The organism is Janthinobacterium sp. (assembly GCF_031995485.1).
Classification (GTDB): Bacteria; Pseudomonadota; Gammaproteobacteria; order Burkholderiales; family Burkholderiaceae_D; genus Janthinobacterium.
On record NZ_DAMAGB010000038.1, the window covers coordinates 1 to 21,638 of the forward strand.

The 21,638-nt window shown below is 61.8% G+C and carries 20 protein-coding genes; 2 read left to right on the forward strand and 18 right to left on the reverse strand.

Annotation, left to right across the window (positions count from 1 at the left end; translation table 11 throughout):
• Nucleotides 1–40 precede the first annotated feature (40 nt).
• Nucleotides 41–2,488: a phosphoenolpyruvate synthase gene (gene ppsA, locus RTQ46_RS19185; RefSeq protein WP_312439106.1), complete on the reverse strand. Its 2,448-nt coding sequence runs from the start codon at nt 2,486–2,488 to the stop codon at nt 41–43.
• Nucleotides 2,489–2,636: 148 nt separating this feature from the next.
• Here ppsA and RTQ46_RS19190 point away from each other — a divergent pair, with 148 nt between their 5' ends.
• On the forward strand, nt 2,637–3,485 hold the full coding sequence (locus RTQ46_RS19190; protein ID WP_312439108.1) for a pyruvate, water dikinase regulatory protein: 849 nt from the start codon (nt 2,637–2,639) through the stop codon (nt 3,483–3,485).
• A gap of 10 nt (nt 3,486–3,495) precedes the next feature.
• On the opposite strand, the gene RTQ46_RS19195 is transcribed toward RTQ46_RS19190, so the two are convergent.
• The 17 genes from RTQ46_RS19195 to rpsB all read right to left on the reverse strand — a co-directional run bounded on the left by RTQ46_RS19195 (nt 3,496) and on the right by rpsB (nt 20,413).
• Nucleotides 3,496–4,701: an aminotransferase class V-fold PLP-dependent enzyme gene (locus tag RTQ46_RS19195; protein ID WP_312439109.1), complete on the reverse strand. Its 1,206-nt coding sequence runs from the start codon at nt 4,699–4,701 to the stop codon at nt 3,496–3,498.
• 11 nt (nt 4,702–4,712) lie between these two features.
• Entirely contained in the window at nt 4,713–5,498 is a 786-nt protein-coding gene (locus RTQ46_RS19200; protein ID WP_312439112.1) for an RNA methyltransferase, read from the reverse strand.
• Nucleotides 5,495–6,133 (reverse strand): ribonuclease HII, encoded by a 639-nt coding sequence (gene rnhB / locus RTQ46_RS19205; RefSeq protein WP_312439113.1) that lies wholly within the window; start codon nt 6,131–6,133, stop codon nt 5,495–5,497. Before rnhB ends, RTQ46_RS19200 begins: the two co-directional genes overlap by 4 nt.
• An 18-nt stretch (nt 6,134–6,151) precedes the next feature.
• Nucleotides 6,152–7,315, reverse strand: coding sequence for a lipid-A-disaccharide synthase (lpxB, locus tag RTQ46_RS19210; protein WP_312439115.1), 1,164 nt, complete (start codon nt 7,313–7,315; stop codon nt 6,152–6,154).
• Nucleotides 7,299–8,090: an acyl-ACP--UDP-N-acetylglucosamine O-acyltransferase gene (gene lpxA, locus RTQ46_RS19215; protein WP_312439117.1), complete on the reverse strand. Its 792-nt coding sequence runs from the start codon at nt 8,088–8,090 to the stop codon at nt 7,299–7,301. Before lpxA ends, lpxB begins: the two co-directional genes overlap by 17 nt.
• A 1-nt stretch (nt 8,091) precedes the next feature.
• A complete protein-coding gene (gene fabZ / locus RTQ46_RS19220) occupies nt 8,092–8,601 on the reverse strand; it encodes a 3-hydroxyacyl-ACP dehydratase FabZ (protein WP_312439119.1) in 510 nt (169 codons plus the stop codon).
• Nucleotides 8,598–9,653: a UDP-3-O-(3-hydroxymyristoyl)glucosamine N-acyltransferase gene (gene lpxD, locus RTQ46_RS19225; RefSeq protein WP_312439121.1), complete on the reverse strand. Its 1,056-nt coding sequence runs from the start codon at nt 9,651–9,653 to the stop codon at nt 8,598–8,600. Before lpxD ends, fabZ begins: the two co-directional genes overlap by 4 nt.
• A gap of 73 nt (nt 9,654–9,726) precedes the next feature.
• The gene (locus RTQ46_RS19230; protein WP_312439123.1) at nt 9,727–10,245 is read right to left on the reverse strand and encodes an OmpH family outer membrane protein; all 519 of its coding nucleotides are present in this window, start codon (nt 10,243–10,245) and stop codon (nt 9,727–9,729) included.
• Between the two features lie 49 nt (nt 10,246–10,294).
• The gene (bamA, locus tag RTQ46_RS19235) at nt 10,295–12,631 is read right to left on the reverse strand and encodes an outer membrane protein assembly factor BamA (protein ID WP_312439124.1); all 2,337 of its coding nucleotides are present in this window, start codon (nt 12,629–12,631) and stop codon (nt 10,295–10,297) included.
• An 81-nt stretch (nt 12,632–12,712) separates the two neighbouring features.
• Nucleotides 12,713–14,095: an RIP metalloprotease RseP gene (rseP, locus tag RTQ46_RS19240; RefSeq protein WP_312439126.1), complete on the reverse strand. Its 1,383-nt coding sequence runs from the start codon at nt 14,093–14,095 to the stop codon at nt 12,713–12,715.
• Nucleotides 14,092–15,276: a 1-deoxy-D-xylulose-5-phosphate reductoisomerase gene (ispC, locus tag RTQ46_RS19245; RefSeq protein WP_312439128.1), complete on the reverse strand. Its 1,185-nt coding sequence runs from the start codon at nt 15,274–15,276 to the stop codon at nt 14,092–14,094. Before ispC ends, rseP begins: the two co-directional genes overlap by 4 nt.
• Nucleotides 15,277–15,289: 13 nt before the next feature.
• Nucleotides 15,290–16,123, reverse strand: a complete 834-nt coding sequence (locus RTQ46_RS19250; protein ID WP_312439130.1) for a phosphatidate cytidylyltransferase — start codon at nt 16,121–16,123, stop codon at nt 15,290–15,292.
• Nucleotides 16,123–16,890, reverse strand: coding sequence for a polyprenyl diphosphate synthase (gene uppS / locus RTQ46_RS19255; RefSeq protein WP_312439131.1), 768 nt, complete (start codon nt 16,888–16,890; stop codon nt 16,123–16,125). The genes RTQ46_RS19250 and uppS overlap by 1 nt, the downstream gene beginning before the upstream one ends.
• A gap of 99 nt (nt 16,891–16,989) precedes the next feature.
• Nucleotides 16,990–17,550, reverse strand: a complete 561-nt coding sequence (gene frr, locus RTQ46_RS19260; RefSeq protein WP_312439132.1) for a ribosome recycling factor — start codon at nt 17,548–17,550, stop codon at nt 16,990–16,992.
• A gap of 180 nt (nt 17,551–17,730) precedes the next feature.
• Entirely contained in the window at nt 17,731–18,447 is a 717-nt protein-coding gene (gene pyrH, locus RTQ46_RS19265) for a UMP kinase (protein WP_035818156.1), read from the reverse strand.
• A 146-nt stretch (nt 18,448–18,593) separates the two neighbouring features.
• Nucleotides 18,594–19,505 carry a translation elongation factor Ts gene (gene tsf, locus RTQ46_RS19270; RefSeq protein WP_312439138.1) on the reverse strand — a complete coding sequence of 304 codons (912 nt, stop codon included), beginning with the start codon at nt 19,503–19,505 and terminating at the stop codon, nt 18,594–18,596.
• Nucleotides 19,506–19,660: 155 nt separating this feature from the next.
• Nucleotides 19,661–20,413 carry a 30S ribosomal protein S2 gene (rpsB, locus tag RTQ46_RS19275; RefSeq protein WP_065305960.1) on the reverse strand — a complete coding sequence of 251 codons (753 nt, stop codon included), beginning with the start codon at nt 20,411–20,413 and terminating at the stop codon, nt 19,661–19,663.
• 398 nt (nt 20,414–20,811) lie between these two features.
• Here rpsB and map point away from each other — a divergent pair, with 398 nt between their 5' ends.
• Nucleotides 20,812–21,624, forward strand: coding sequence for a type I methionyl aminopeptidase (gene map / locus RTQ46_RS19280; RefSeq protein WP_312439144.1), 813 nt, complete (start codon nt 20,812–20,814; stop codon nt 21,622–21,624).
• Nucleotides 21,625–21,638 lie beyond the last annotated feature (14 nt).

The following is a 21,638-nucleotide window of genomic DNA, read 5'->3' on the forward strand; positions in this document are numbered from 1 at the left end:
CATTGCCGGCAGCGGGTTTTTTATCGGGACAGTGAAAGGCTTACGCTTTCAGTGCCGCCAGTTTTTGCCAGGTGTCGATCACCGAGTCGGGATTGAGCGACATCGATTCGATGCCCTGCTCCATCAGCCAGACGGCGAAGTCAGGGTGATCCGAAGGACCCTGGCCGCAGATGCCGATGTACTTGCCGCGCGCCAGGCAGGCCTTGATGGCCAGCGACAGCAGCGCCTTGACGGCAGGGTCGCGCTCGTCGAAGTCGGCGGCCAGCAGTTCCATGCCGGAATCGCGGTCCAGGCCCAGGGTCAGCTGGGTCAGGTCGTTCGAGCCGATCGAGAAACCATCGAAATGGTCGAGGAACTGGTCGGCCAGGATGGCGTTCGACGGCACTTCGCACATCATGATGACGCGCAGTTCGTTCTCGCCGCGCTTCAGGCCGTTTTTCGCCAGCAGGTCGATCACTTTCTCGGCCTGGCCCAGCGTCCGCACGAACGGCACCATGATTTCCACGTTGGTCAGGCCCATGTCGTTGCGCACGCGCTTCATCGCTTCGCATTCCATGTTGAACGCTTCGGAGAAGTCGGCCGACAGGTAGCGCGCCGCACCGCGGAAGCCCAGCATCGGGTTTTCTTCGTCCGGCTCGTAGCGCGAACCGCCGATCAGCTTCTTGTACTCGTTCGACTTGAAGTCGGACAGGCGCACGATGACTTTTTTCGGCCAGAACGCGGCGGCGATGGTGGCAATGCCTTCGGCCAGCTTGTCGATGTAAAACGCTTTTGGCGATGCATGGCCGCGGGCCACCGATTCCACCGCTTTTTTCAGGTCGGCGTCGATATTCGGGTATTCCAGGATTGCGCGCGGATGCACACCAATATTGTTATTGATGATGAATTCCAGGCGGGCCAGGCCCACGCCGGCATTCGGCACCGACTGGAAGTCGAACGCCAGCTGCGGATTGCCCACGTTGAGCATGATCTTGGTGTCGAGCTTCGGCAGTTCGCCGCGCGACACTTCCGACACTTCCGTCTCCAGCAGGCCGTCGTAGATCTTGCCTTCGTCGCCTTCGGAGCACACCACGGTGACGAACGTGCCGTCTTTCAGCACGTCGGTGGCGTCGCCGCAACCGACCACGGCCGGCACGCCCAGCTCACGCGCGATGATCGCCGCGTGGCAGGTACGCCCGCCCCTGTTGGTGACGATCGCCGAGGCGCGCTTCATGACCGGTTCCCAGTTCGGGTCGGTCATGTCGGCTACCAGCACGTCGCCGGGCTGCACGCGTTCCATGTCGGCCGGGTCATGGATCACGCGCACGGGACCGGCGCCGATCTTCTGGCCGATTGCACGGCCCGAGGTCAATACAGTGCCGGTGCTTTTCAGCTTGAAGCGTTCCTGCACGTCGGTCGCCTTCTGCTGCGATTTCACGGTTTCAGGACGCGCCTGCAGGATATACAGTTTGCCGTCGCGGCCATCCTTGCCCCATTCGATGTCCATCGGACGGCCGTAATGGTTTTCGATGATGACGGCGTATTTCGCCAGTTCCACCACTTCGCTGTCGTTCAACGAATAACGGTTGCGCATTTCGACCGGCACGTCGACGGTTTTCACGGAACGGCCCGCTTTCGCTTCGTTCGTGAATTCCATCTTCAGCAGCTTGGAGCCGATATTGCGGCGGATCACAGGCGACTTGCCTTTTTCCAGCATCGGCTTGTGGACATAGAATTCGTCCGGATTGACGGCGCCCTGCACCACGGTCTCGCCCAGGCCATAGCTGGAGGTGACGAACACCACGTCCTTGAAGCCCGATTCGGTGTCGATGGTAAACATCACGCCGGCTGCGCCCAGGTCCGAGCGCACCATGCGCTGCACGCCGGCCGACAAGGCCACTTCAGCGTGCGTAAAACCCTTGTGCACGCGGTACGAGATGGCGCGGTCGTTGTACAGCGAGGCGAACACCTGTTTCATGGCGTCCAGTACGTTGTCGATGCCGACCACGTTCAAAAACGTTTCCTGCTGGCCCGCGAACGAGGCGTCCGGCAAGTCTTCCGCGGTAGCGGACGAGCGCACCGCAAACGACATTTCGGTATCGGAATCGGCCACCAGCCTGGCGTAGAAGGCATCGATCTCGGCGGCCAGGCGCGGCTGGAATGGCGTTTCGACGATCCATTGACGGATTTCGGCGCCGGCTTGCGCCAAGGAACGCACGTCGTCGATGTCCAGGCCTTCCAGGCGGTCGGCGATGCGCTGCGCCAGTGGCAGGCCACCGTTGGCGCTGTAGGCGAGGAAGTCGCGGAAGGCTTGCGCCGTGGTGGCGAAACCGCCAGGCACACGCACGCCGGCTTCGGCCAGCTGGCTGATCATCTCGCCCAGCGAAGCGTTCTTGCCGCCGACGGACTCGACATCGGTCATGCGCAAATGTTCGAACGAGGCGACGTAGACCGCGTTCTGGTCTGCTCCCTCAACTTGTTGCTGCTCCTGCAATGCTGCGTTGGTCATAATGACACCCTTACTGATTAGAAATCTTTAGGCGCGGCGCACAGACAGTCTTCTTGTTATTCTTGGCGTCGTGCAGCACAATCAATACCGTTCCAGCCATTTTACATTGTGCAGCGCAAATTGACGACGCACAACTTGACCGAAGATTATGACAATCGAACCACGCCAACCCCTGCCCTCCGCGGCCCGTACCGTTTTCTTCGTCTCCGACGGCACCGGCATTACCGCCGAAACGTTCGGCCATTCCGTGCTGTCGCAATTCGAACTGCGCTTTCGCCAGGTGCGCCTGCCGTTCATCGACACCATGGACAAGGCGTATGAGGCGGCGCGCAAGATCAACGAAGCGTTTATCGCCGATGGCCAGCGCCCGATTATCTTTTCGACGCTGGTGAAAACCGACCTGTCGGCCGTGATCCGCAAGTCCAGCGGCATGCACATGGACCTGATCCAGACCTTCGTCGCGCCGCTGGAGCAGGAACTGGGCGTGATGTCGACCCATACCATCGGCCGTTCGCACAATATCGTCGACAGCGAAGAATACAAAAACCGCATTGAGGCGATCAATTATTCGCTGGCGCACGACGATGGCCAGTCGCACAAGAACCTGTCGTCGGCAGACGTGATCCTGGTCGGCGTATCGCGCTCGGGCAAGACCCCGACCAGCCTGTATCTGGCCATGCAATACGGCATCAAGGCGGCCAACTATCCGCTGATTCCGGACGATTTCGAGCGCGACAAGCTGCCGTCGGCCTTGTACGAATTCAAGAATAAAATTTTTGGATTAAGCATTACGCCCGAACGTTTGTCGGAAATACGCAACGAAAGGCGCGCCGGCAGCAAGTATGCGGCAATTGAAAACTGCCGTTACGAAGTCAACGAGGCGGAAAAAATGATGAAACGCGAGGGCATCCGCTGGCTGTCGTCGACCACCAAGTCGATCGAAGAAATCTCGACGACGATCCTGCAGGAAATCAAGCCGAACCGCCGCGAATATTGAGTGTTCCGCATCAGCCTGCGGCAGCCTCGCTACCCAGGATGGCCAGCGCCGCCACCAGACGGTCCAGTTCCTCGGTGGTGGTGGTAATGGCCACTGTGGCGCGCACGACGTCGATGTCGCCGATATTGCGCTGCACGGTAAAGACGCCAAAGCGATTCAGCAAGGCCTGCTGCAGGGCGCGCGCTTCCATGCCGTCGACCGCAAACGCCACCAGCGCCGTGCCCCTTGCCGCGTCCAGTGGCGACAGCAGGCGTACGCCGGGCAGTTGCGCGGCGCGGCTGACCCAGTCATTGCGCAGCCAGGCCAGGCGCTCGCGCTTGGCAGCAGTGCCGCCCAGGCTTTCATGAAAATCTATCGCGGCCGGCGCCGCCAGGATGGCGGCTATCGGCGGCATGCCCATGTGCAGGCGGCTGCGAATATCGTCCAGCGGATAATCGTCGTCGCCAAAATGGGGCTCGATCTTGTGCAGCTGCGTGGCGCGGATATACACGACACCGAGTCCCGCTGGCGCGCCTATCCATTTGTGCAGATTGAAACCGGCGAAATCGACCTCCATCGCCTGCACGTCCACTTCGAGCTGGCCCAGCGCATGGGCGCTGTCGAGCAGCACGTCGATGCCGTGTGCGCGCGCCAGCGCCATGATTTCCTTGATCGGCAGCTGCTGGCCGTTGGCCGGCGTCACCTGCGACAGCAGCAGCAGCTTGGGGCTGACGGCGTCGCGCATGGCTTGCGCGTAGCGGGCGATGATCTCGTCGTCGCTGGCGGGCAGGCGCAATGTCACTTGCGTGCCGGTGACGCCACGGCGCTGCGCCAGCCAGCGCATGGCGGTGCGCATGGCAGGGTAATCGAGATTGCTCCACAACACGGTGTCGCCGGGCGCCAGGCCGTGGTATTGCGTGATCAGCACCTGCATCGATTCGGTGCCGCTGCGCGTCAGCAAAATCTCGTGCGGCTCGGCGTGGATCAGCGCGGCGATGCGGGCGCGCAGGATGTCGACGTGTTGATGCGTAAACGCGCCGCGCACGAAGGGACTGAGCTGCTCGTTGGTGTAACGCACAGCCTGCTCGAAGGCGGCCTGCACCGGTGACGCCATGGCGCCGAAATACCCGTGTTCGAGATTGACGATGTCGCCCGGCGGCGCGGGATACAGCGCGGCCACCTGGCGCCACCAGGCGTCGTCACGCACGGCACCATCAGCGAGCAAAGGGAAAGACATGACTGGCCCGTTCAGGATTGAGTTTGGCGCACCTGTTCGAAGAAGCAGACGGCGGCGCAGGCGGCCACGTTGAGCGACTCGATCTGGCCCAAGTGCGGGATCACCACCTGGTGCGTGGCCATCGACAGCAGATCGTCGGCCACGCCCTGCCCTTCATGGCCGAACAGCCAGGCCACCGGCTGGCGCAGGTCGAGGTCGTACAGGCGCTGCGTCGCATAACCGCTGGTGGCCAGCGTGGCGACCCGGGCGTTCGACACCAGCGCGGCCAGGTCGACGTTTTCAAAAATATCGAGCACGAAGTGCGCGCCCATCGCCGCGCGCAGCACTTTGGGCGACCAGCAGAACGCCGTGCCGGCGCTGCAGTAAACCTGGGTGATGCCGGCGGCCGCCGCGCTGCGCAGGACCGAGCCGACATTGCCCGGGTCCTGCAGGTTGTCGAGCAGCACCGCCGACACCGTCACCGGCGCCGTCACGGCGCGCTCGGGCGTCTCGATCAGGAACATCACGCCCACGCCATGTTCGACCTGGCTGACCGCGTTGTACAGCGCGTCCGGCAGGCCCAGCACATGGGCACGCCGGCTTTCCAGCTGGCCGACGATGTCCATCACTTCCGGATTGCGCAAGGCGCTTTCGCTGACGATGCACTGCTCGGGCAGGCCGCGCAGCTGCAGGTAAGACTGGCACAGATGCACGCCGTCGAGCAGGGTGCGGCCCGACTTGCGGCGCGCCTGCGAGCTGCCGGCCAGTTTCAGCAAATCCTTGTATTGCGCGTTGTCGCGCGAGGTAATCGTCTTCATGCGGCCAGCTCCTGGCCGCCAAACAGTTCGATCACATTGCGCACCGGTGCGAACGAACGGCGATGCACGGGCGAGGCGCCATGCAGGTGCAGGCGCTCGATATGCAGCTTGGTGCCGTAGCCCTTGTGCTGGTCGAAGCAGTATTCGGGATACTGCGCATGCAGCTGCACCAGCGCCGCGTCGCGCGCCGTTTTGGCCAGGATCGAGGCGGCCGAGATCGAATCGACCTTGTCGTCGCCGCCGATAATGGCCATGCCGCGGACCGGCATGACGGGGCAGCGGTTGCCGTCGATCAGGGCCAGGGTTGGAATGGTGGCCAGCGCTTCGACGGCGCGGCGCATGGCCAGCATCGACGCTTGCAGGATATTCAGGCGGTCGATTTCTTCTTCGGACGCTTCGGCGATCGCCCACGCCAGCGCCTTGGCGCGGATCTGCGGCGCCAGCAGGTCGCGCCTGGCCTCGGAGAGTTTTTTCGAGTCGCGCAGGCCGTCGATCGGCTGGTTCGGGTCGAGGATCACGGCGGCGGCGAACACGGGGCCGGCCAGCGGACCGCGCCCTGCCTCGTCGACGCCGCAGATGATTTCATCGAGCGAGAATGGCAAGTCGTCAAACAGGCCGGGATAAATATTTTTCACGTTGAATCTTCAGTTTGTTTATTTCTTGTTGGCGGCGATGACCTGCATCACCGCATTGGCGCTGTTGTGCGCGCTGTCGCGCAGCAGGCTGTGGTGCATGTCGGTAAAGCGCTGCACCAGGCGCAGGCGGCCCGGTATGTCGCTCAGCTGCTGCCACACGGCGTCGGCCAGCGCTTCAGGGCTGGCCGCGTTTTGCAGCAGCTCCGGCACCAGGTAGTCGCGCGCGAGGATATTGGGCAGGCCGATCCACGGCTGGTAGCCCATGTGGCGCATGATTTCCCACGAGGCCCGCATCATCTTGTAGGCGATCACCATCGGCTTTTTGTACAGCGCCACTTCCAGCGAGGCGGTACCCGACGCCACCAGCACCGCATCGGCGGCGCAAATCGCCGTGTGCGAACCGCCATCCGTCAGCATGATCTCGACGTCCTGCAGGCCGGCTTCTTTCACCAGTTGCAGGAAATACTGGCGCTGCTTGTCGCCGGCCATCGGCGCGACAAAGCGCAACGAACGGTCGCGCGCCAGCAGCAGCTTGCAGGCAGAGACAAACGCCACCGTATTGTATTTGAGTTCCCCCATGCGGCTGCCCGGCATCAGGGTCACCACATTGGCGTCTTCCGGCAAGCCCAGGGTGCGGCGCGCGGCAGCTTCGTCCGGCTGCAGCGGGATCATCTCGGCCAGCGGATGGCCGACATAGGTCACCGGCACGCCCGCCTTGCGGTAGATCTCTTCCTCGAACGGAAAGATCACCAGCATGTGCGAAACGGCCTTGATGATTTTCTTGATGCGTCCGCCGCGCCAGGCCCAGATCTGCGGTCCGATGTAATGCACGGTGGGGATGCCGGCCGCTTTCAGCTGCTGCTCCAGCCCCAGGTTGAAGCCCGGATAGTCGGCACCGATAAACACGGCTGGCCGCTCGGCGATCAGCTGGTCGCGCAGCGCGTTCTGGATGCCCTTGATTTCGCGGTAGCGGGGAATGATCTCGAACAGGCCGCGCACCGTCAGTTTTTCCAGCGGCCAGTCCGATACAAAACCTTCCTTTGCCATATGCTCGCCGCCGATGCCGTGGAAGCGCGCGCCGGGCAGCTGGGGCGCGAGACCGGACAGCAAGCGGCTGGCCAGCAGGTCGCCCGACACCTCGCCGGCAACGATGGCGACGGAGAGCTTATCGGACGATGCCACGCGAGGCCACGCCCAAAAATTCGCGCATGGCGCGGATATGTTCGGCCACCTCGGGCGAGGACGCCTGCTCTTCTTCGAATAGCGCCGCCTTCGATTCTTCCAGCGTCAGGTTCGAGCGGTAGATCAGTTTGTAGGCGGTGCGGATGCCGTTGATCTGCTCGCGCGTAAAGCCGCGGCGTTTCAGGCCTTCGATATTGACGCCATGCGCGGCCGCCGGATTACCGTTCAGCAGCACGAATGGCGGCACGTCCTGGGTCAGGCTGGTGCTCATGCCGACAAACGCATGCGGGCCGATCTTGCAGAACTGGTGCACGTTGGCAAAGCCGCTCATGATGACCCAGTCGCCGATTTCCACGTGGCCAGCCAATTGCGCATTGTTCGAGAAAATCGTGTGGCTACCGACCTTGCAGTCGTGCGCCAGGTGCACATAGGCCGAAATCCAGTTGTCGTTGCCCAGCTGGGTCACGCCGCCGCCCTGCACCGTGCCGGTGTTGAAGGTACAGAATTCGCGGATGGTGTTGCGGTCGCCGATTTCCAGGCGGGTCGCCTCGCCGGCCCATTTCTTGTCTTGCGGCTGGGCGCCGATCGACGAGAACTGGAACAGCTGGTTGTCCTTGCCGATGCTGGTATGGCCTTCGATCACGACATGCGGGCCGACCCTGGTGCCGGCATCGATGCGTACGTTCGGGCCGATGATGGTGTACGGACCCACTTCGACCGAGCTATCGAGCTCGGCCTTCGGATCGATGACCGCGGTGGAGTGGATGGCCGCCATCTTACTGACCCGCTGGCTGGCTCGTGGACTGGGCTGCGGACTGGCTTGCATCCTGCGCGCTGCGGATGGTGCACATCAGTTCCGCTTCCAGCGCCACTTTGCCGTCGACCGTGCCGATCGCCTTGTATTTCCAGATGCCGCGCGACACGCGCAGGATCTCGACGTCCATCTTCAGCTGGTCGCCCGGTTCGACCGGACGCTTGAAGCGCGCATTGTCGATGCCGACAAAGTACACCACCGAATTTTCGTCCGGTTTCACGCCCATCGTCAGGAACGACAGCAGCGCCGCCGTCTGTGCCAGCGCCTCGATCATCAAGACGCCCGGCATCACCGGCTTGTGCGGGAAGTGGCCCTGGAAGAATTCTTCGTTGACGGTCACGTTCTTGATGGCGGTGATGGTCTTGCCCGATTCCCAGGTCAGCACGCGATCCACCAGCAGCAGCGGATAGCGGTGCGGCAGCAGCGATTTGATGGCCAGGATGTCGAGGGTCTTGTTTTCAGTAGTCGTCATTTTTCGTCTTGCTTGGTCAGTGTTTTGATGGTTTTTTCCAGCGCGCGGATCTTTTCGCGCATGCTGGTGAGATTGCGCACGATGGCGGCGCTTTTTTCCCAGTCGGCGTTCTTCGCCAGCGGATAAAAGCCGGTGTACTGGCCCGGCTCGAGAATCGAGCGCGACACCATGCTGCCCGAGCCCACGTGGACCCGGTCGGCGATCGTCAGGTGGCCCAGCACCATGGCCGCGCCGCCGAAGGTGCAGTACTTGCCGATCACGGCGCTGCCGGCCACGCCGACGCAGCCGGCCATGGCCGTGTGCGCGCCGATATGGCAGTTGTGGCCGATCTGGATCTGGTTATCGAGCTTGACGCCGTCTTCGATGACGGTGTCGGCCAGCGCGCCGCGGTCGATGGTGGTATTGGCGCCGATATCGACATCGTCGCCGATCACTACCCTGCCCGTCTGCGGTATCTTGATATACACGCCGCCCTCGTTGGCAAAGCCGAAGCCGTCGGTACCGATCACGGCGCCCGAATGGATGATGCCGCGTTCGCCGATCACGCAGCGCGCATGGAAGGTGACGCTGGCGAACAGCTGCGTGTTTGCACCAATGACCGCCTCGCGGCCGATCACGCAGCCGGCGCCGATCATGCAGCCCGGGCCAATCACGGCGCCCGCCTCGATCACGGCGCGCGGCCCGACCGACGCGCTTGGGTCGACCTGTGCAGAAGGATCAACGATGGCGCTGGCGTGGATGCCGGGCGGCGCCTTGATCTCGGCCAGGGCGTAAAAATACTGCGCCGCGCGCGCGAAATACACATAGGGGTTCGGTGTGACGATGCGCGCGCCGGCGTATTCGGGGCCGATCAGCGCGTCGTCGGCCGGCGTGAGGATCAGCGCGGCAGCGCCGCTGGCGGCGGCCTGCGCGCGGAATTTGCTATTGCTGAGAAAGCTGATGTGCGAAGCGCCGGCGTCGGCCAGCGGTGCGATGCCTGTGACTTCCAGGTTGGCGTCGCCCGCCAGTTGTCCGCCGAAGCGTTCGACCAAATCTCCTAGTCGAGTGCCCATCTTTTACCTTTATAAATACCCTGCCAGCGTATCGTGCATGCTCACGGCACGCCACTGGCAGGTTTAAAAACTGTTACTTGTCCAGCGCCTTCAAGACCTTGTCGGTAATGTCGATGCGCGGGCTGGCCCACAGGGCTTCCTGCAGCACGATGTCATAGCCTTCGACATGCGCCATCTGCTGGATGATGGTGTTGGCTTTTTCCGCGATGGCGCTGCGCTCTTCGTTGGTGCGCTGGCTCAGGTCTTCGCGGAACTCGCGCTGGCGGCGCTGCAGTTCCTTGTCCAGTTCGAAAAACTCGCGCTGGCGCTTGGCCCGCTCGGTCTCGCTCAGGTTCGGCAAGTCTTTTTCCAGCGCTTCGTTGGCTACCTTGAAGCGGGCGCCCAGTTCCTGCACCGCCTTTTCGCGCGAGCGGAATTCTTCGGCCAGCCTGGCACTGGCCTGCTTGGCCAGCTTCGACTCGTTATAAATACGTTCGCTGCTGATCCAGGCGATTTTCGATTCCTGGGCCAGCGCCTGCACCGGCAACAGCGAACTCCAGCACAATGCGATGACGGCAAGGGACTTGGGCAGGATGGCGGATGCGGTATTCATGATACTCCATGGTCAAAAAGTGTAAGCTGGCGCGCCATGCGGATGCCGGTCAGAAACCGGTACCCATCTGGAACTGGAAGCGCTCCAGGCGGTCGGTCGGCTTGGCATTCAACGGCTTGGCATAGCTCAGCTTGAGCGGGCCGACCGGAGAAATCCAGCTGATCCCCAGACCAGCAGAATAGCGCAATTGCGAGATACGCATCTTTTCGCCTTCCTGGTAGACCTGGCCGCCGTCCAGGAAACCGAACCAGCGCAGGCTGCGGTCATTGCCCGAACCGGGGAATGGCATCTGCAGTTCGGCGTTGGCGATCAGGCGCGAGGCGCCGCCCAGCGCATCGTTGGTGCTTGGCTCGACCGCGCCCAGCGACGAGCTCAGGTAGCCGCGCACCGAACCGATGCCGCCGCCGTAGAAGTTCTTGAAGACCGGGTACACGTGGTTGCCGATACCGTGGCCGTAATCGAGCTCGCCCTTCAGGGCCAGCGTGACCTTGCTGAACAGCGGACGGAAATACTGGTGCTCATAAATGGCGCGGAAGTATTTCTGGTCGCCGATCAGATCGGCCTCGAGATTGACGCGCTGGTAGCGGCCGATCGACGGCGTCAAGGCGCTGTCGCGGCTGTCACGCTGCCAGGCTGCCGTCAGCGGGATCGAGTTGGTGGTGGCCGAACCGATGCCGTCGGACGGGCCGCCGTTGTCGATCACGTACTGGCGGAAGCGCAGCGGACTGGTCGAGTCGGTTTCGATCTGCGAACGCTCGGCGCCGATGCCGAAGAAGATGGTGTCGACTTCCGAGAACGGCACGCCGTAGCTGACGCGGCCGCCGGTCTGCTTGATCTTGTAGCTGCCGATGTTCAGCGCCGGCGGTTCGGTGGTGCGCAGGTAGATCTCGAAGCTGCGCGAGATGCCGTCATCCGTGTAGTACGGATTGGTCTGCGAAAACGCGATGGTGCGGCTGTAATGGCTGGTATTGAGTTCGATGCCGACCGTGTTGCCGCTACCGGCAAAGTTGGCCTGCGAGATCGACGCCGACAGCGTGAATTTTTCCGATTGCGAGAACGCGCCGCCGATCAGGAAGTTGCCGGTCGGTTTTTCCACCACCGTCACGTTGACGTCGACCTGGTCGCTCGTGCCCTGCGCTTCAGGCGTATCGATGGTCACGTCCTTGAAGTAGCCCAGGCGGTCGACGCGGTCGCGCGACAGCTTGATCTTGTTGCTGTCGTACCAGGACGATTCGAACTGGCGGAATTCGCGGCGGATCACTTCATCGCGCGTGGTGGTATTGCCGGCGATATTCATGTGGCGCACGTAGACGCGCTTGCCCGGATCGATGAAGAAGGTGAAACCCACTTCATGCTTCTCGCGGTTGATCTCCGGATTGGCGTTGACGTTGGCGAAGGCATAGCCGAAGGTCGCCAGGCGGTCCTGGATACGCTTGTTGGTGGCAGTCAGGCGTGCGCCCGAATAGATTTCGCCTTCGCGCATCAGGTTCAGCGCTTTGAGTTCCTCTTCGCGGCCGAACATCTCGCCTTCGAACTTGGTGCCGGCGATCTTGTACTTTTCACCCTCGGTGATATTGATCGTCAGGTAGATGTCTTTTTTATCGGGCGTGATCGACACTTGCGTGGAGTCGACCTGCATCTCGATATAGCCGCGGTCCAGGTAGTAGGACTTGAGCGACTCGATGTCGCCGGTCAGCTTGGTCTTCGAATACTGGTCGGCCTTGGTGTACCAGCTGAACCAGCCGCCCGTATTGAGGGCCAGCTGCTCGCGCAGTTCCTTGTCCGTAAAGGCCTTGTTGCCGACGATATTGATCTGCTTGATGCGGGCCACGTCACCCTCGTCGACGGCAAACACCACGTTGACGCGGTTGCGCTCGATCGGCGTGACGGTGGTGGTGATCTTCACGCCATACAGGCCGTGCGACAGATACTGGCGCTTGAGTTCCTGTTCGGCGCGGTCGACCGACGCCTTGTCGAAAATCTTCGCCTCGCCGACGCCGATTTCCTTGAGTGCCTTGACCAGCACGTCTTTTTCAAATTCCTTGGTGCCCGTGAACTCCACCGTGGCAATCGCCGGACGCTCCTCGACCAGCACCACCAGCACGTCGCCATCGACTTCCAGGCGCACGTCCTTGAAGAAGCCCGTCGCATACAGGGCCTTGATGGTGGCGGCGCTCTTCTCGTCGGAAAAGGTCTCGCCGACCCGCACCGGCAGGTAGCTGAACACGGTGCCCGCTTCGGTGCGCTGGATGCCTTCGACCCGGATGTCCTTGACAGTAAAAGGAGCGGCGGCGAAGGCGTGGCCGGAACAGAAGGCCATGACGGCAGCGCCGATCAGGCTGCGACGAAAGGAAGGCAAGGCAAAACGAGCAGAATGTAATTTCATTGGCTAATCAATGGATAAATCGGTGGACAACATACACAAAAGATTGCTTGTGCGACTCACGCAATGGCAGGAACAATGGCATTAGTTGAGCAGCCGCAGCACGTCATTGAAGACGGCAAGCACCATCAAGGTCAGCAACAGACCGAGCCCCAGGCGCTGGGCAATCTCGCCTACGCGTTCCGGCAAGGGGCGTCCGGTCAAAACTTCCAGCGAATAATACAGCAAATGCCCGCCATCCAGAACAGGAATGGGTAGCAAATTCATCACGCCCAGACTGATACTGATGAAGGCGATGAAGCTCAGGTAGCTCACCAGGCCCACGCGCGCCGTCTGGCCCGCGTAGTCGGCAATGGTAATCGGCCCCGTCACATTCTTCAGCGATACTTCGCCGGTCAGCATCTTGCCCAGCATTTTCAGGCTCATGATGCTGGTGTCCCAGACCTTGACGGCACCCTTGCCGACGGCGGCAAACGGACCGGATGCGACGACGATCATATCTGGCGTCAAAGCAATCTCGGCCTTGATCTTACCAACTGTTACAGCTCCCTGGCCACTCGCTTGACCACCGTTGGCGCCCTTGGCTGCCTCGGCGTCCGGCGTGACCGGCACGGTGAGGTCCTGGCCGTGGCGGCGCAGCAGCACCTGCAGCGTCTTGCCGGGCGAGCGCATCAGCGTTTCGATCACCGCGATGCCGTCCGTCATCGGCTGGGCGTCGATGGCGAGGATCAGGTCGCCCGACTGCAGGCCGGCGCGCTCGGCGGCGCCACCCGGCATGATCTTGCCCAGCACGGGTGCGGGGCGCGCCAGCACGATGCCGAGCTTGCCCAGCACATCGCCTTCCATGTCCAGCGCGGCCAGGCTGGCCGCCGGTATGGTCGCCTGCTGCACGCCGCGGTCCGGACGGCGCACTTCGATGCGCGCGGCCTGCTTGTCGAGCGCGGCCTGCATCAGCTCCCAGCGCAATTCGGTCCAGCTGGCCACCGGCCGGCCGTTGACGGCCTGCACCGTGTCGCCGCTGCGCAGTCCTGCCAGATACGCACTGCTCTGTTCGGCCACCGGGCCGATGCGGCTGGACGGCTCTTCGATGCCATGCATGAACAGGCCCGCGTACAGCACGATGGCAACCAGGAAATTGGCCAGCGGACCGGCGGCGATAATGGCCATGCGGCGCCATACGCTCTGGCGCGTGAATTCGCGCGCCAGGTCGGCCTCCGCCAGCACGCCGGTATCGGGATCGCGGCTGTCGAGCATTTTCACGTAGCCGCCCAGCGGCAGCGCGGAAATCGCCCATTCGGTCTGGTCCTTGCCGAACTTGCGCGAATACACGACTTTGCCCATGCCGACGGAAAAGCGCAGCACTTTCACGCCGCACAGGCGCGCCACCAGATAGTGGCCCAGCTCGTGCAGCGTGACCAGCGAGCCCAGCGCGACAATAAACGCCAGCAAGGTTGTGATAAGCGTCATGCGGCCAGGCTGCCGGCGATATGGGCCTGCGCGCAGGCGCGCGCCAGGCGGTCCTGTTCCAGCACGGTCTCGATGCTTGACGCCGCGCCATGCGGCACCGTGTCGATCACGTGCGCCACCACCTTGTCGATATCGCGGAAGCCGATGCGCAGGTCGAGGAAGGCCTGCACCGCCACTTCATTGGCCGCGTTCAGCAGGGCCGGCGCGGTGCCGCCCGCGCGCAGCGCATCGTAGGCCAGCTGCAGGCACGGGAAGCGCAGCATGTCGGCCCGTTCGAACTGCAGGCAGGCGACCTGTGCCAGGTCCAGCTGCGCCACGCCCGAGGCGATGCGCTCGGGCCAGGCCAGCGCATTGGCGATCGGCGTGCGCATGTCCGGGTTGCCCAGCTGGGCCAGCACGGAACCGTCGACATACGACACCATCGAATGGATCACGCTCTGCGGATGGATCAGCACCTCGATCTGGTCGGCCGGCGCACCAAACAGCCAGTGCGCCTCGATCACTTCCAGGCCCTTGTTCATCATGGTGGCCGAATCGACCGAAATCTTGCGCCCCATCACCCATTTCGGATGCTTGCACGCCTGGTCGGGCGTTACGCTGTCCAGCGACTCGACGTCGCGCGTCAGGAACGGCCCGCCGGACGCGGTCAGCACGATCTTCGCCACGCCGGACGCCTGCGGCACGCGGCCGTAATTGTGCGGCAGGCACTGGAAGATCGCATTGTGCTCGCTGTCGATCGGCAGCAGGACGGCGCCGTTTTCCTGCACCGCATCCATGAACAGCTGGCCCGACATCACCAGCGCTTCCTTGTTGGCCAATAACACCTTCTTGCCGGCGCGGGCCGCCGCCAGGGTCGGCGCCAGGCCGGCTGCGCCAACGATGGCCGCCATGACGCTCGTTACTTGCGGCGCGCTGGCAATCGCGCACAGCGCCTCGACGCCGTAATCGACTTCGGTGGCCACGCCCAGCTCGCGCAACAGTCGGCTCAGTTCCTGCGCCGCTTCCGGCGTGCCGACGACGGCGCGCTGCGGACGGAACTGCTGGCACTGGGCGGCCAGTTCGGCCACCTTGCCGTGGGCCGACAGCGCATACACGCTGTACTGTTCGGGATGACGCGCGAGCACGTCCAGCGTGGAGACGCCGATCGAACCGGTCGCTCCAAGTATGGTGATGTATTGCATTGAAAGGTTTTCCTTATAGCCAGCTGCCTACCAGCGCGGCAAATGGCAAGACGGGGATCAGCGCATCGATGCGGTCGAGCACGCCGCCGTGGCCAGGCAGCAGGTTGCTGCTGTCCTTGATGCCGGCGCGGCGCTTGAGCTGGGATTCGAACAGGTCGCCGACGATGCTCGCCGCCACCAGCACCAGCAGGACCAGCAAGGTCATCGGCCAGCCGCGGCGCAGCTGCAGTTGCACCGCAAACGTGTCCTGCAGCCAGGGCGCCGAGGGCGCGGCAAAGATGGTGATGGCGGCGATGACCAGCACGGCGATGCAGCCGCCGATCGCGCCTTCCCACGATTTGCCGGGCGAGATGCTGGGCGCCAGCTTGCGCTTGCCGAAAGCCTTGCCGGAAAAATAGGCGCCGATATCGGCGATCCACACCAGCGCCATCACCGACAGCAGGTACAACGGACTGTGCATGAACAGCGCCACGATGGCGACAAAGCAGCCGACGATGGTCACCGCGTACACCAGGCTGAGCAAGGTATTGCCCAGGCCCTCGGGCGGCGGCAAGCCAGTGGCCAGCGAGGGCACGAAGCGGATCAGCCAGATGGCCACGCACAGCGCATACCAGAAGTTGAGCTGGGCCATGCCATTGCTGAAAAAGAAGGTATAGGCAAATGCGGCCGTCCAGACGGCGGCAATCAGCAGCGCTTGGCGGCTTTTGAAGATACGAAAGCTTTCCCACACGGCAGCGCCGAAGAACGCCGTGGCGATCACGGCGAAGGCAGGGAAATAATCAAGATACAGAACCGGCAGCAAGACCGCCAACAAGACCAGGGCGGTGATTATCCGTGTTTTCAGCATCAGTTTGTCTTTTCGGTTAGTTGCGCGCTGGTACGGCCAAAGCGCCGTTCGCGTTGCTGGTAAGACGCGATGGCCGCGTCGAGGCTGTCGACATTGAAGTCGGGCCAAAACGTTTCAGTGAAAAACAGTTCAGTGTACGCCAGTTGCCACAGCAGGAAATTGGAAATGCGCTGTTCGCCGCCGGTGCGGATGAACAGGTCGGGTTCGGGGGCATAGGCCATGGCCAGGTGCGGCGCCAGTTCCTCTTCGGTATAGGCATGCCCGGCAGCGACACCGTTGGCAACGGACTCGGCTGTCATTTGATTAACTGCCTGCATGATGTCCCAGCGCCCGCCATAGTTGGCGCATATGGTCACGGTCAGGCGGCTGTTGCCGGCCGTCTTGCGCTCGGCGTTGGCCACCAGCTCCTGCAACTGCGTGTTGAAGCGCGACATGTCACCCACCACCTTCAGGCGGATATCGTTGGCGTGCATGCGCACCACTTCGCGTTCGAGCATGGTGACGAACAGGCGCATCAGCATCGACACTTCTTCTTCGGGGCGGCGCCAGTTTTCGGAACTGAAAGCAAACAGGGTCAGGTATTCGATGCCACGGTCAAGGCAGGCCTCGACCACGCCGCGCACGGCTTCGGCGCCTTTGACGTGGCCAGCCACGCGAGGCAGAAAGCGTTTGGTTGCCCAACGGCCGTTGCCATCCATAATGATTGCCAGATGGCGTGGCACGCAGCCCACGTCGGGTACCGCCGTTGTCGAACTCGAATAGATCATGAAAACAATAATACCAAATGAAAAGATCGCTATTATGCGCCAAATGGCACTGCCCGGGATAGCGTAGCCGTCCCGGGCAGTGCGTCAAGTGACTGAAGACTAGACTGTCAGCACTTCTTTTTCTTTATCGACCACCATCTTGTCGATGTCGGCGATAAACTTGTCCGTCAGTTTCTGCACTTCGTCGGACGAGCGGCGCTCGTCGTCTTCGGAGCAGGCCTTGTCCTTGACCAGTTTTTTCAGCGACTCGTTGGCGTCGCGGCGGATATTGCGCACGGCAATTTTCGCGTCTTCCGCTTCGCTCTTGACCAGCTTGACCATCTCCTTGCGGCGCTCTTCGGTCAGCGGCGGGGTCGGTACGCGGATCATGTCGCCCTGCGCCGACGGGTTCAGGCCCAGGTCGGCATCACGGATGGCTTTCTCGATGGTGGTGGCCATCTTCTTTTCATACGGCTGCACACCGATGGTGCGCGCGTCGACCAGGGTCACGTTGGCAACCTGGGTCAGCGCCGTCGGCGAACCGTAGTACTCGACCATCACGTGGTCCAGGATACCCGTGTGGGCGCGGCCGGTACGCACCTTGGCCAGGTCGGCCTTCAGTGTTTCCAGCGACTTGGCCATGCGTTCCTGGGTGTTCTTTTTAACGTCAGCTAAGGACATAAGCCCTCCTTTATATCTTGATAATAATGAATATTTCTATTTCGCTTGCAGGTATAAATGGTAACGCAGCCGGGAGTGTCGAAAACCGCTCAGGGCAAGGCGCGGCGCCGAAGACCGTACTGACAGTACGGCGAGGCGCTGCAACGCAGCCATGGGCGGTTTGCCGGCGCTCCGTTTCCCTTATACGTGAACCAGGGTTCCTTCGTCTTCGCCCATGATGACACGCATCAGTGCGCCTGGTTTCGTGATCGAAAACACCTTGATCGGCAGTTTCTGGTCGCGGCACAGGGCAAACGCGGTGGCGTCCATCACTTGCAGGTGCTTGGCGATGGCGTCGTCGAACGTAATCGTGTGAAACAGCGTGGCGTTCGGGTCCTTCTGCGGGTCGGCCGTGTAGACGCCGTCGACCTTGGTGGCTTTCAGGACGATTTCGGCGCTGATCTCGGCACCGCGCAGGGCGGCGGCCGTGTCGGTGGTGAAGAACGGATTGCCGGTGCCGGCGGCAAACACGACGACCTTGCCTTCTTCCAGGTATTGCAGAGCTTTCGGGCGCACATACGGCTCGACTACCTGCTCGATGCCGATCGCGGACATGACGCGCGCGGTGATGCCGACATGGCGCATGGCATCGGCCAGCGCAAGCGCATTCATCACGGTGGCGAGCATGCCCATGTAGTCGGCGGTGGCGCGGTCCATGCCTTGCGCACCAGGTGCGACGCCGCGGAAGATATTGCCGCCGCCAATCACGATGGCCAGTTCCACGCCCAGTTTTGCCACCTCGGCCACATCGGCGACCATGCGCTCGATCGTGGCGCGATTGATGCCGTAGGGATCATCGCCCATCAGGGCTTCACCGGACAACTTCAGAAGGACACGCTTGTAGGCTGGTTTTGACATGAGCTGGGGCTCCATAAATGAGGTTATTCGAGTATGACATGGCACAGCGCCTGGCAGCGCCGGATAGGCGCGCCGGCTGCCATGCGGCCGCCCGGCAGGCTGGGCTGCGGGCGGACCAAAAAAACGGGCCTCTCGGCCCGCTTTGATTACGCTCCCTGGGAGGCAGCCATCTGTGCTGCGACTTCTGCTGCGAAGTCGTCTTGTTTCTTCTCGATGCCCTCGCCCACCACGTACATGGCGAACGACTTGACGGTGGTGTCAGCAGCTTTCAGCATTTGCTCGATCGACAGCTTGTCGTTTTTCACGAAAGCCTGGTTCAGCAGCGATACTTCTTTCAGGTACTTCTGTACCGAGCCTTCCAGGCGCTTGGCCAGGATTTCCGGCGATTGCGCTGGCTTGCCTTCGGCGGCCGCTTTGGCTGCGTCTTCTTCGGCTTTCAGTTTTGCAACCGAACGCTCTTTTTCGATCAGTTCCGCAGGCACCTGGTCGGACGACAGCGATACCGGTTTCATCGCAGCGATGTGCATCGCCACGTCTTTGCCAACTTGCTCATCGGCGCCGTCGAATTCGACGATCACGCCAATGCGCGAGCTGTGCACGTACGACGCCAGCTTGCCGCTGGTTTCGAAGCGCTGGAAGCGGCGGATGGTCATGTTTTCGCCGATTTTGCCGATCAGGGCAGCGCGCACGTCTTCCAGGGTCTTGCCATCGAGTGGCAGGGCCAGCAGGGCAGCAACGTCAGCCGGGTTGTGTTCCGCAACCAGGCGGGCGGCATTGTTTGCCAGCGCCAGGAAGTCGTCGTTTTTCGCAACGAAGTCGGTTTCCGAGTTCACTTCGACCAGCGCGCCTACGCCGTTGGCGATGTAGGTTGCCACCACGCCTTCGGCGGTGATGCGTGCCGATGCTTTCGATGCCTTGCCGCCCAGTTTGACGCGCAGGATCTCTTCCGCACGCGCCATGTCGCCTTCGGCTTCGGTCAGTGCTTTTTTGCATTCCATCATTGGTGCGTCGGTCTTGCCGCGCAGTTCGCCTACCATCGCTGCTGTAATCGCTGCCATGTGTTTCTCCTGATTCGGTGAGTCGATAGCCGCGGCGCAGGTCTTGCCTCGCCAGCCGGCACTATCGGTTTTTGTTAAAAAAAAGGGGGAGCTGCTGCCACCCCTTTTCCGTTACTGCTGTGCTTTACAAACCGCTGCCCTGGGACAGCGTGGCATCAAGCCTGTTCGTTGACTTCGACGAATTCGTCGCCAGCAGCGGCTTTAACCATTTCAACTACTTCGTTACCGGCAGCTGCACGGCCTTCGATGATTGCATCAGCAACACCGCGAGCGTACAACATGATGGCTTTCGACGAGTCATCGTTACCTGGGATAACGAAGTTCACGCCTTCTGGCGAGTGGTTGGTATCGACCACGCCGATGACCGGGATGCCCAGTTTTGCGGCTTCGGTGATCGCGCCTTTATGGTAGCCAACGTCAACGACGAAGATTGCGTCAGGAACGCCGCCCATGTCCTTGATGCCGCCGATCGATTTTTGCAGCTTGATCATTTCGCGCGAGAACATCAGCGCTTCTTTTTTCGACAGCTTTTCGATCGAACCATCTTCGATCATCGCTTCCATGTCCTTCAGGCGCTTGATCGAGGTCTTGATCGTCTTGAAGTTGGTCAGCATGCCGCCCAACCAGCGTTGATCAACGAAAGGCACGCCAGCGCGTTGTGCTTCAGCAGCGATGATTTCGCGAGCTTGACGCTTGGTGCCAACCATCAGGATGGTGCCACGGTTTGCAGCCAGTTGACGCACGTGCTTCATTGCGTCCTGGTACATCGCCATGGTTTTTTCCAGGTTGATGATGTGGATCTTGTTGCGGTGGCCGAAGATGAACGGTGCCATTTTTGGATTCCAAAAACGGGTTTGGTGACCAAAGTGGACACCGGCTTCCAGCATTTCGCGCATTGTTACGGACATTATTAACTCCAGGGTTGGGTCTGGAATCCGATCAGTCACCATACAGGCACCCTTGTCGACCGGATTCGCGTGTTTATGTAAATTAAATTCAGCCCAGCTGCAGGCTGTTTCTTGCATTGCCAGAAAGAGAATTCAAGCAACCCGGGATTCTACACTGAAACGGCGCCCGCATCAAGTCAAACTTGCCTGTGCGGCGCAGACTGGCGCCCGGGGATAGCCTGGGGCGCTCACAGTGTTGCCACAGGGCCGCAAGGCGGCGAAGCGCCCCCGTCTCGTTTATAATTTCAACCTATCTGCAGCCGCCGCAGCCCTCGGGGAGCACTTCCAGCCACCCTCTTGCGGCAACGTTGCCGCGCGCTGCGCTTCCCACAGAACATTTTTCAGATTGCGAACCACCCATGTCCACCATCCGCATCAATACCGCCGCCGACATCGAAGGCATGCGCGTCGCCGGCAAGCTGGGCGCAGAAGTGCTCGACTACATCACGCCCTTCGTCAAGGTCGGCGTCACCACGGGCGAACTCGACCGCCTGTGCCACGAATACATGGTCAATGTACAAGGCTCCATCCCTGCCCCGCTCAACTACTGCCCGCCCGGCTACACGCCGTATCCGAAAGCCATCTGCACGTCCGTCAACGACGTCATCTGTCACGGCATTCCCGGCGACAAGGTGCTGAAAAGCGGCGATTCGGTCAACCTCGACATCACCGTCATCAAGGATGGCTACCACGGCGACAACAGCCGCATGTTCCTGGTCGGCACGCCGACCATCCTGGCCAAGCGCCTGGCGGAAATCACCTATGAATGCATGTGGCTGGGCATCGACCAGATCAAGCCGGGCGCACACCTGGGCGATATCGGCCATGCGATCCAGCAGCATGCCGAAAAAGCCGGCTACAGCGTGGTGCGCGAATTTTGCGGCCACGGCATCGGCAAGGTGTTCCATGAAGAGCCGCAAGTGCTGCACTACGGCAAGCCTGGTACGCTGGAACGCCTGGAAGCGGGCATGATCTTCACGGTCGAGCCGATGATCAATGCGGGCCGCCGCGAGATCCGCGAAATGAACGATGGCTGGACCATCAAGACCCGCGATCGCAGCCTGTCGGCGCAATGGGAACACACGGTGCTGGTGACGGAAAGCGGCTATGAAATCCTGACCGTGTCGCCGCAGATGCCGCCACCGCCGGCCTTTATCCAGCAAAAAGCCTGATTTTCCACCAGCAG

What these genes read in the sequence shown, in the direction of transcription:
- ppsA (WP_312439106.1), bottom strand. Translation starts at nt 2,488, where the DNA reads ATGACCAACGCAGCATTGCAGGAGCAGCAACAAGTTGAGGGAGCAGAC.
- RTQ46_RS19190 (WP_312439108.1), top strand. Translation starts at nt 2,637, where the DNA reads ATGACAATCGAACCACGCCAACCCCTGCCCTCCGCGGCCCGTACCGTT.
- RTQ46_RS19195 (WP_312439109.1), bottom strand. Translation starts at nt 4,701, where the DNA reads ATGTCTTTCCCTTTGCTCGCTGATGGTGCCGTGCGTGACGACGCCTGG.
- RTQ46_RS19200 (WP_312439112.1), bottom strand. Translation starts at nt 5,498, where the DNA reads ATGAAGACGATTACCTCGCGCGACAACGCGCAATACAAGGATTTGCTG.
- lpxA (WP_312439117.1), bottom strand. Translation starts at nt 8,090, where the DNA reads ATGGCGGCCATCCACTCCACCGCGGTCATCGATCCGAAGGCCGAGCTC.
- fabZ (WP_312439119.1), bottom strand. Translation starts at nt 8,601, where the DNA reads ATGACGACTACTGAAAACAAGACCCTCGACATCCTGGCCATCAAATCG.
- lpxD (WP_312439121.1), bottom strand. Translation starts at nt 9,653, where the DNA reads ATGGGCACTCGACTAGGAGATTTGGTCGAACGCTTCGGCGGACAACTG.
- RTQ46_RS19230 (WP_312439123.1), bottom strand. Translation starts at nt 10,245, where the DNA reads ATGAATACCGCATCCGCCATCCTGCCCAAGTCCCTTGCCGTCATCGCA.
- bamA (WP_312439124.1), bottom strand. Translation starts at nt 12,631, where the DNA reads ATGAAATTACATTCTGCTCGTTTTGCCTTGCCTTCCTTTCGTCGCAGC.
- rseP (WP_312439126.1), bottom strand. Translation starts at nt 14,095, where the DNA reads ATGACGCTTATCACAACCTTGCTGGCGTTTATTGTCGCGCTGGGCTCG.
- ispC (WP_312439128.1), bottom strand. Translation starts at nt 15,276, where the DNA reads ATGCAATACATCACCATACTTGGAGCGACCGGTTCGATCGGCGTCTCC.
- RTQ46_RS19250 (WP_312439130.1), bottom strand. Translation starts at nt 16,123, where the DNA reads ATGCTGAAAACACGGATAATCACCGCCCTGGTCTTGTTGGCGGTCTTG.
- uppS (WP_312439131.1), bottom strand. Translation starts at nt 16,890, where the DNA reads ATGATCTATTCGAGTTCGACAACGGCGGTACCCGACGTGGGCTGCGTG.
- frr (WP_312439132.1), bottom strand. Translation starts at nt 17,550, where the DNA reads ATGTCCTTAGCTGACGTTAAAAAGAACACCCAGGAACGCATGGCCAAG.
- pyrH (WP_035818156.1), bottom strand. Translation starts at nt 18,447, where the DNA reads ATGTCAAAACCAGCCTACAAGCGTGTCCTTCTGAAGTTGTCCGGTGAA.
- tsf (WP_312439138.1), bottom strand. Translation starts at nt 19,505, where the DNA reads ATGGCAGCGATTACAGCAGCGATGGTAGGCGAACTGCGCGGCAAGACC.
- rpsB (WP_065305960.1), bottom strand. Translation starts at nt 20,413, where the DNA reads ATGTCCGTAACAATGCGCGAAATGCTGGAAGCCGGTGTCCACTTTGGT.
- map (WP_312439144.1), top strand. Translation starts at nt 20,812, where the DNA reads ATGTCCACCATCCGCATCAATACCGCCGCCGACATCGAAGGCATGCGC.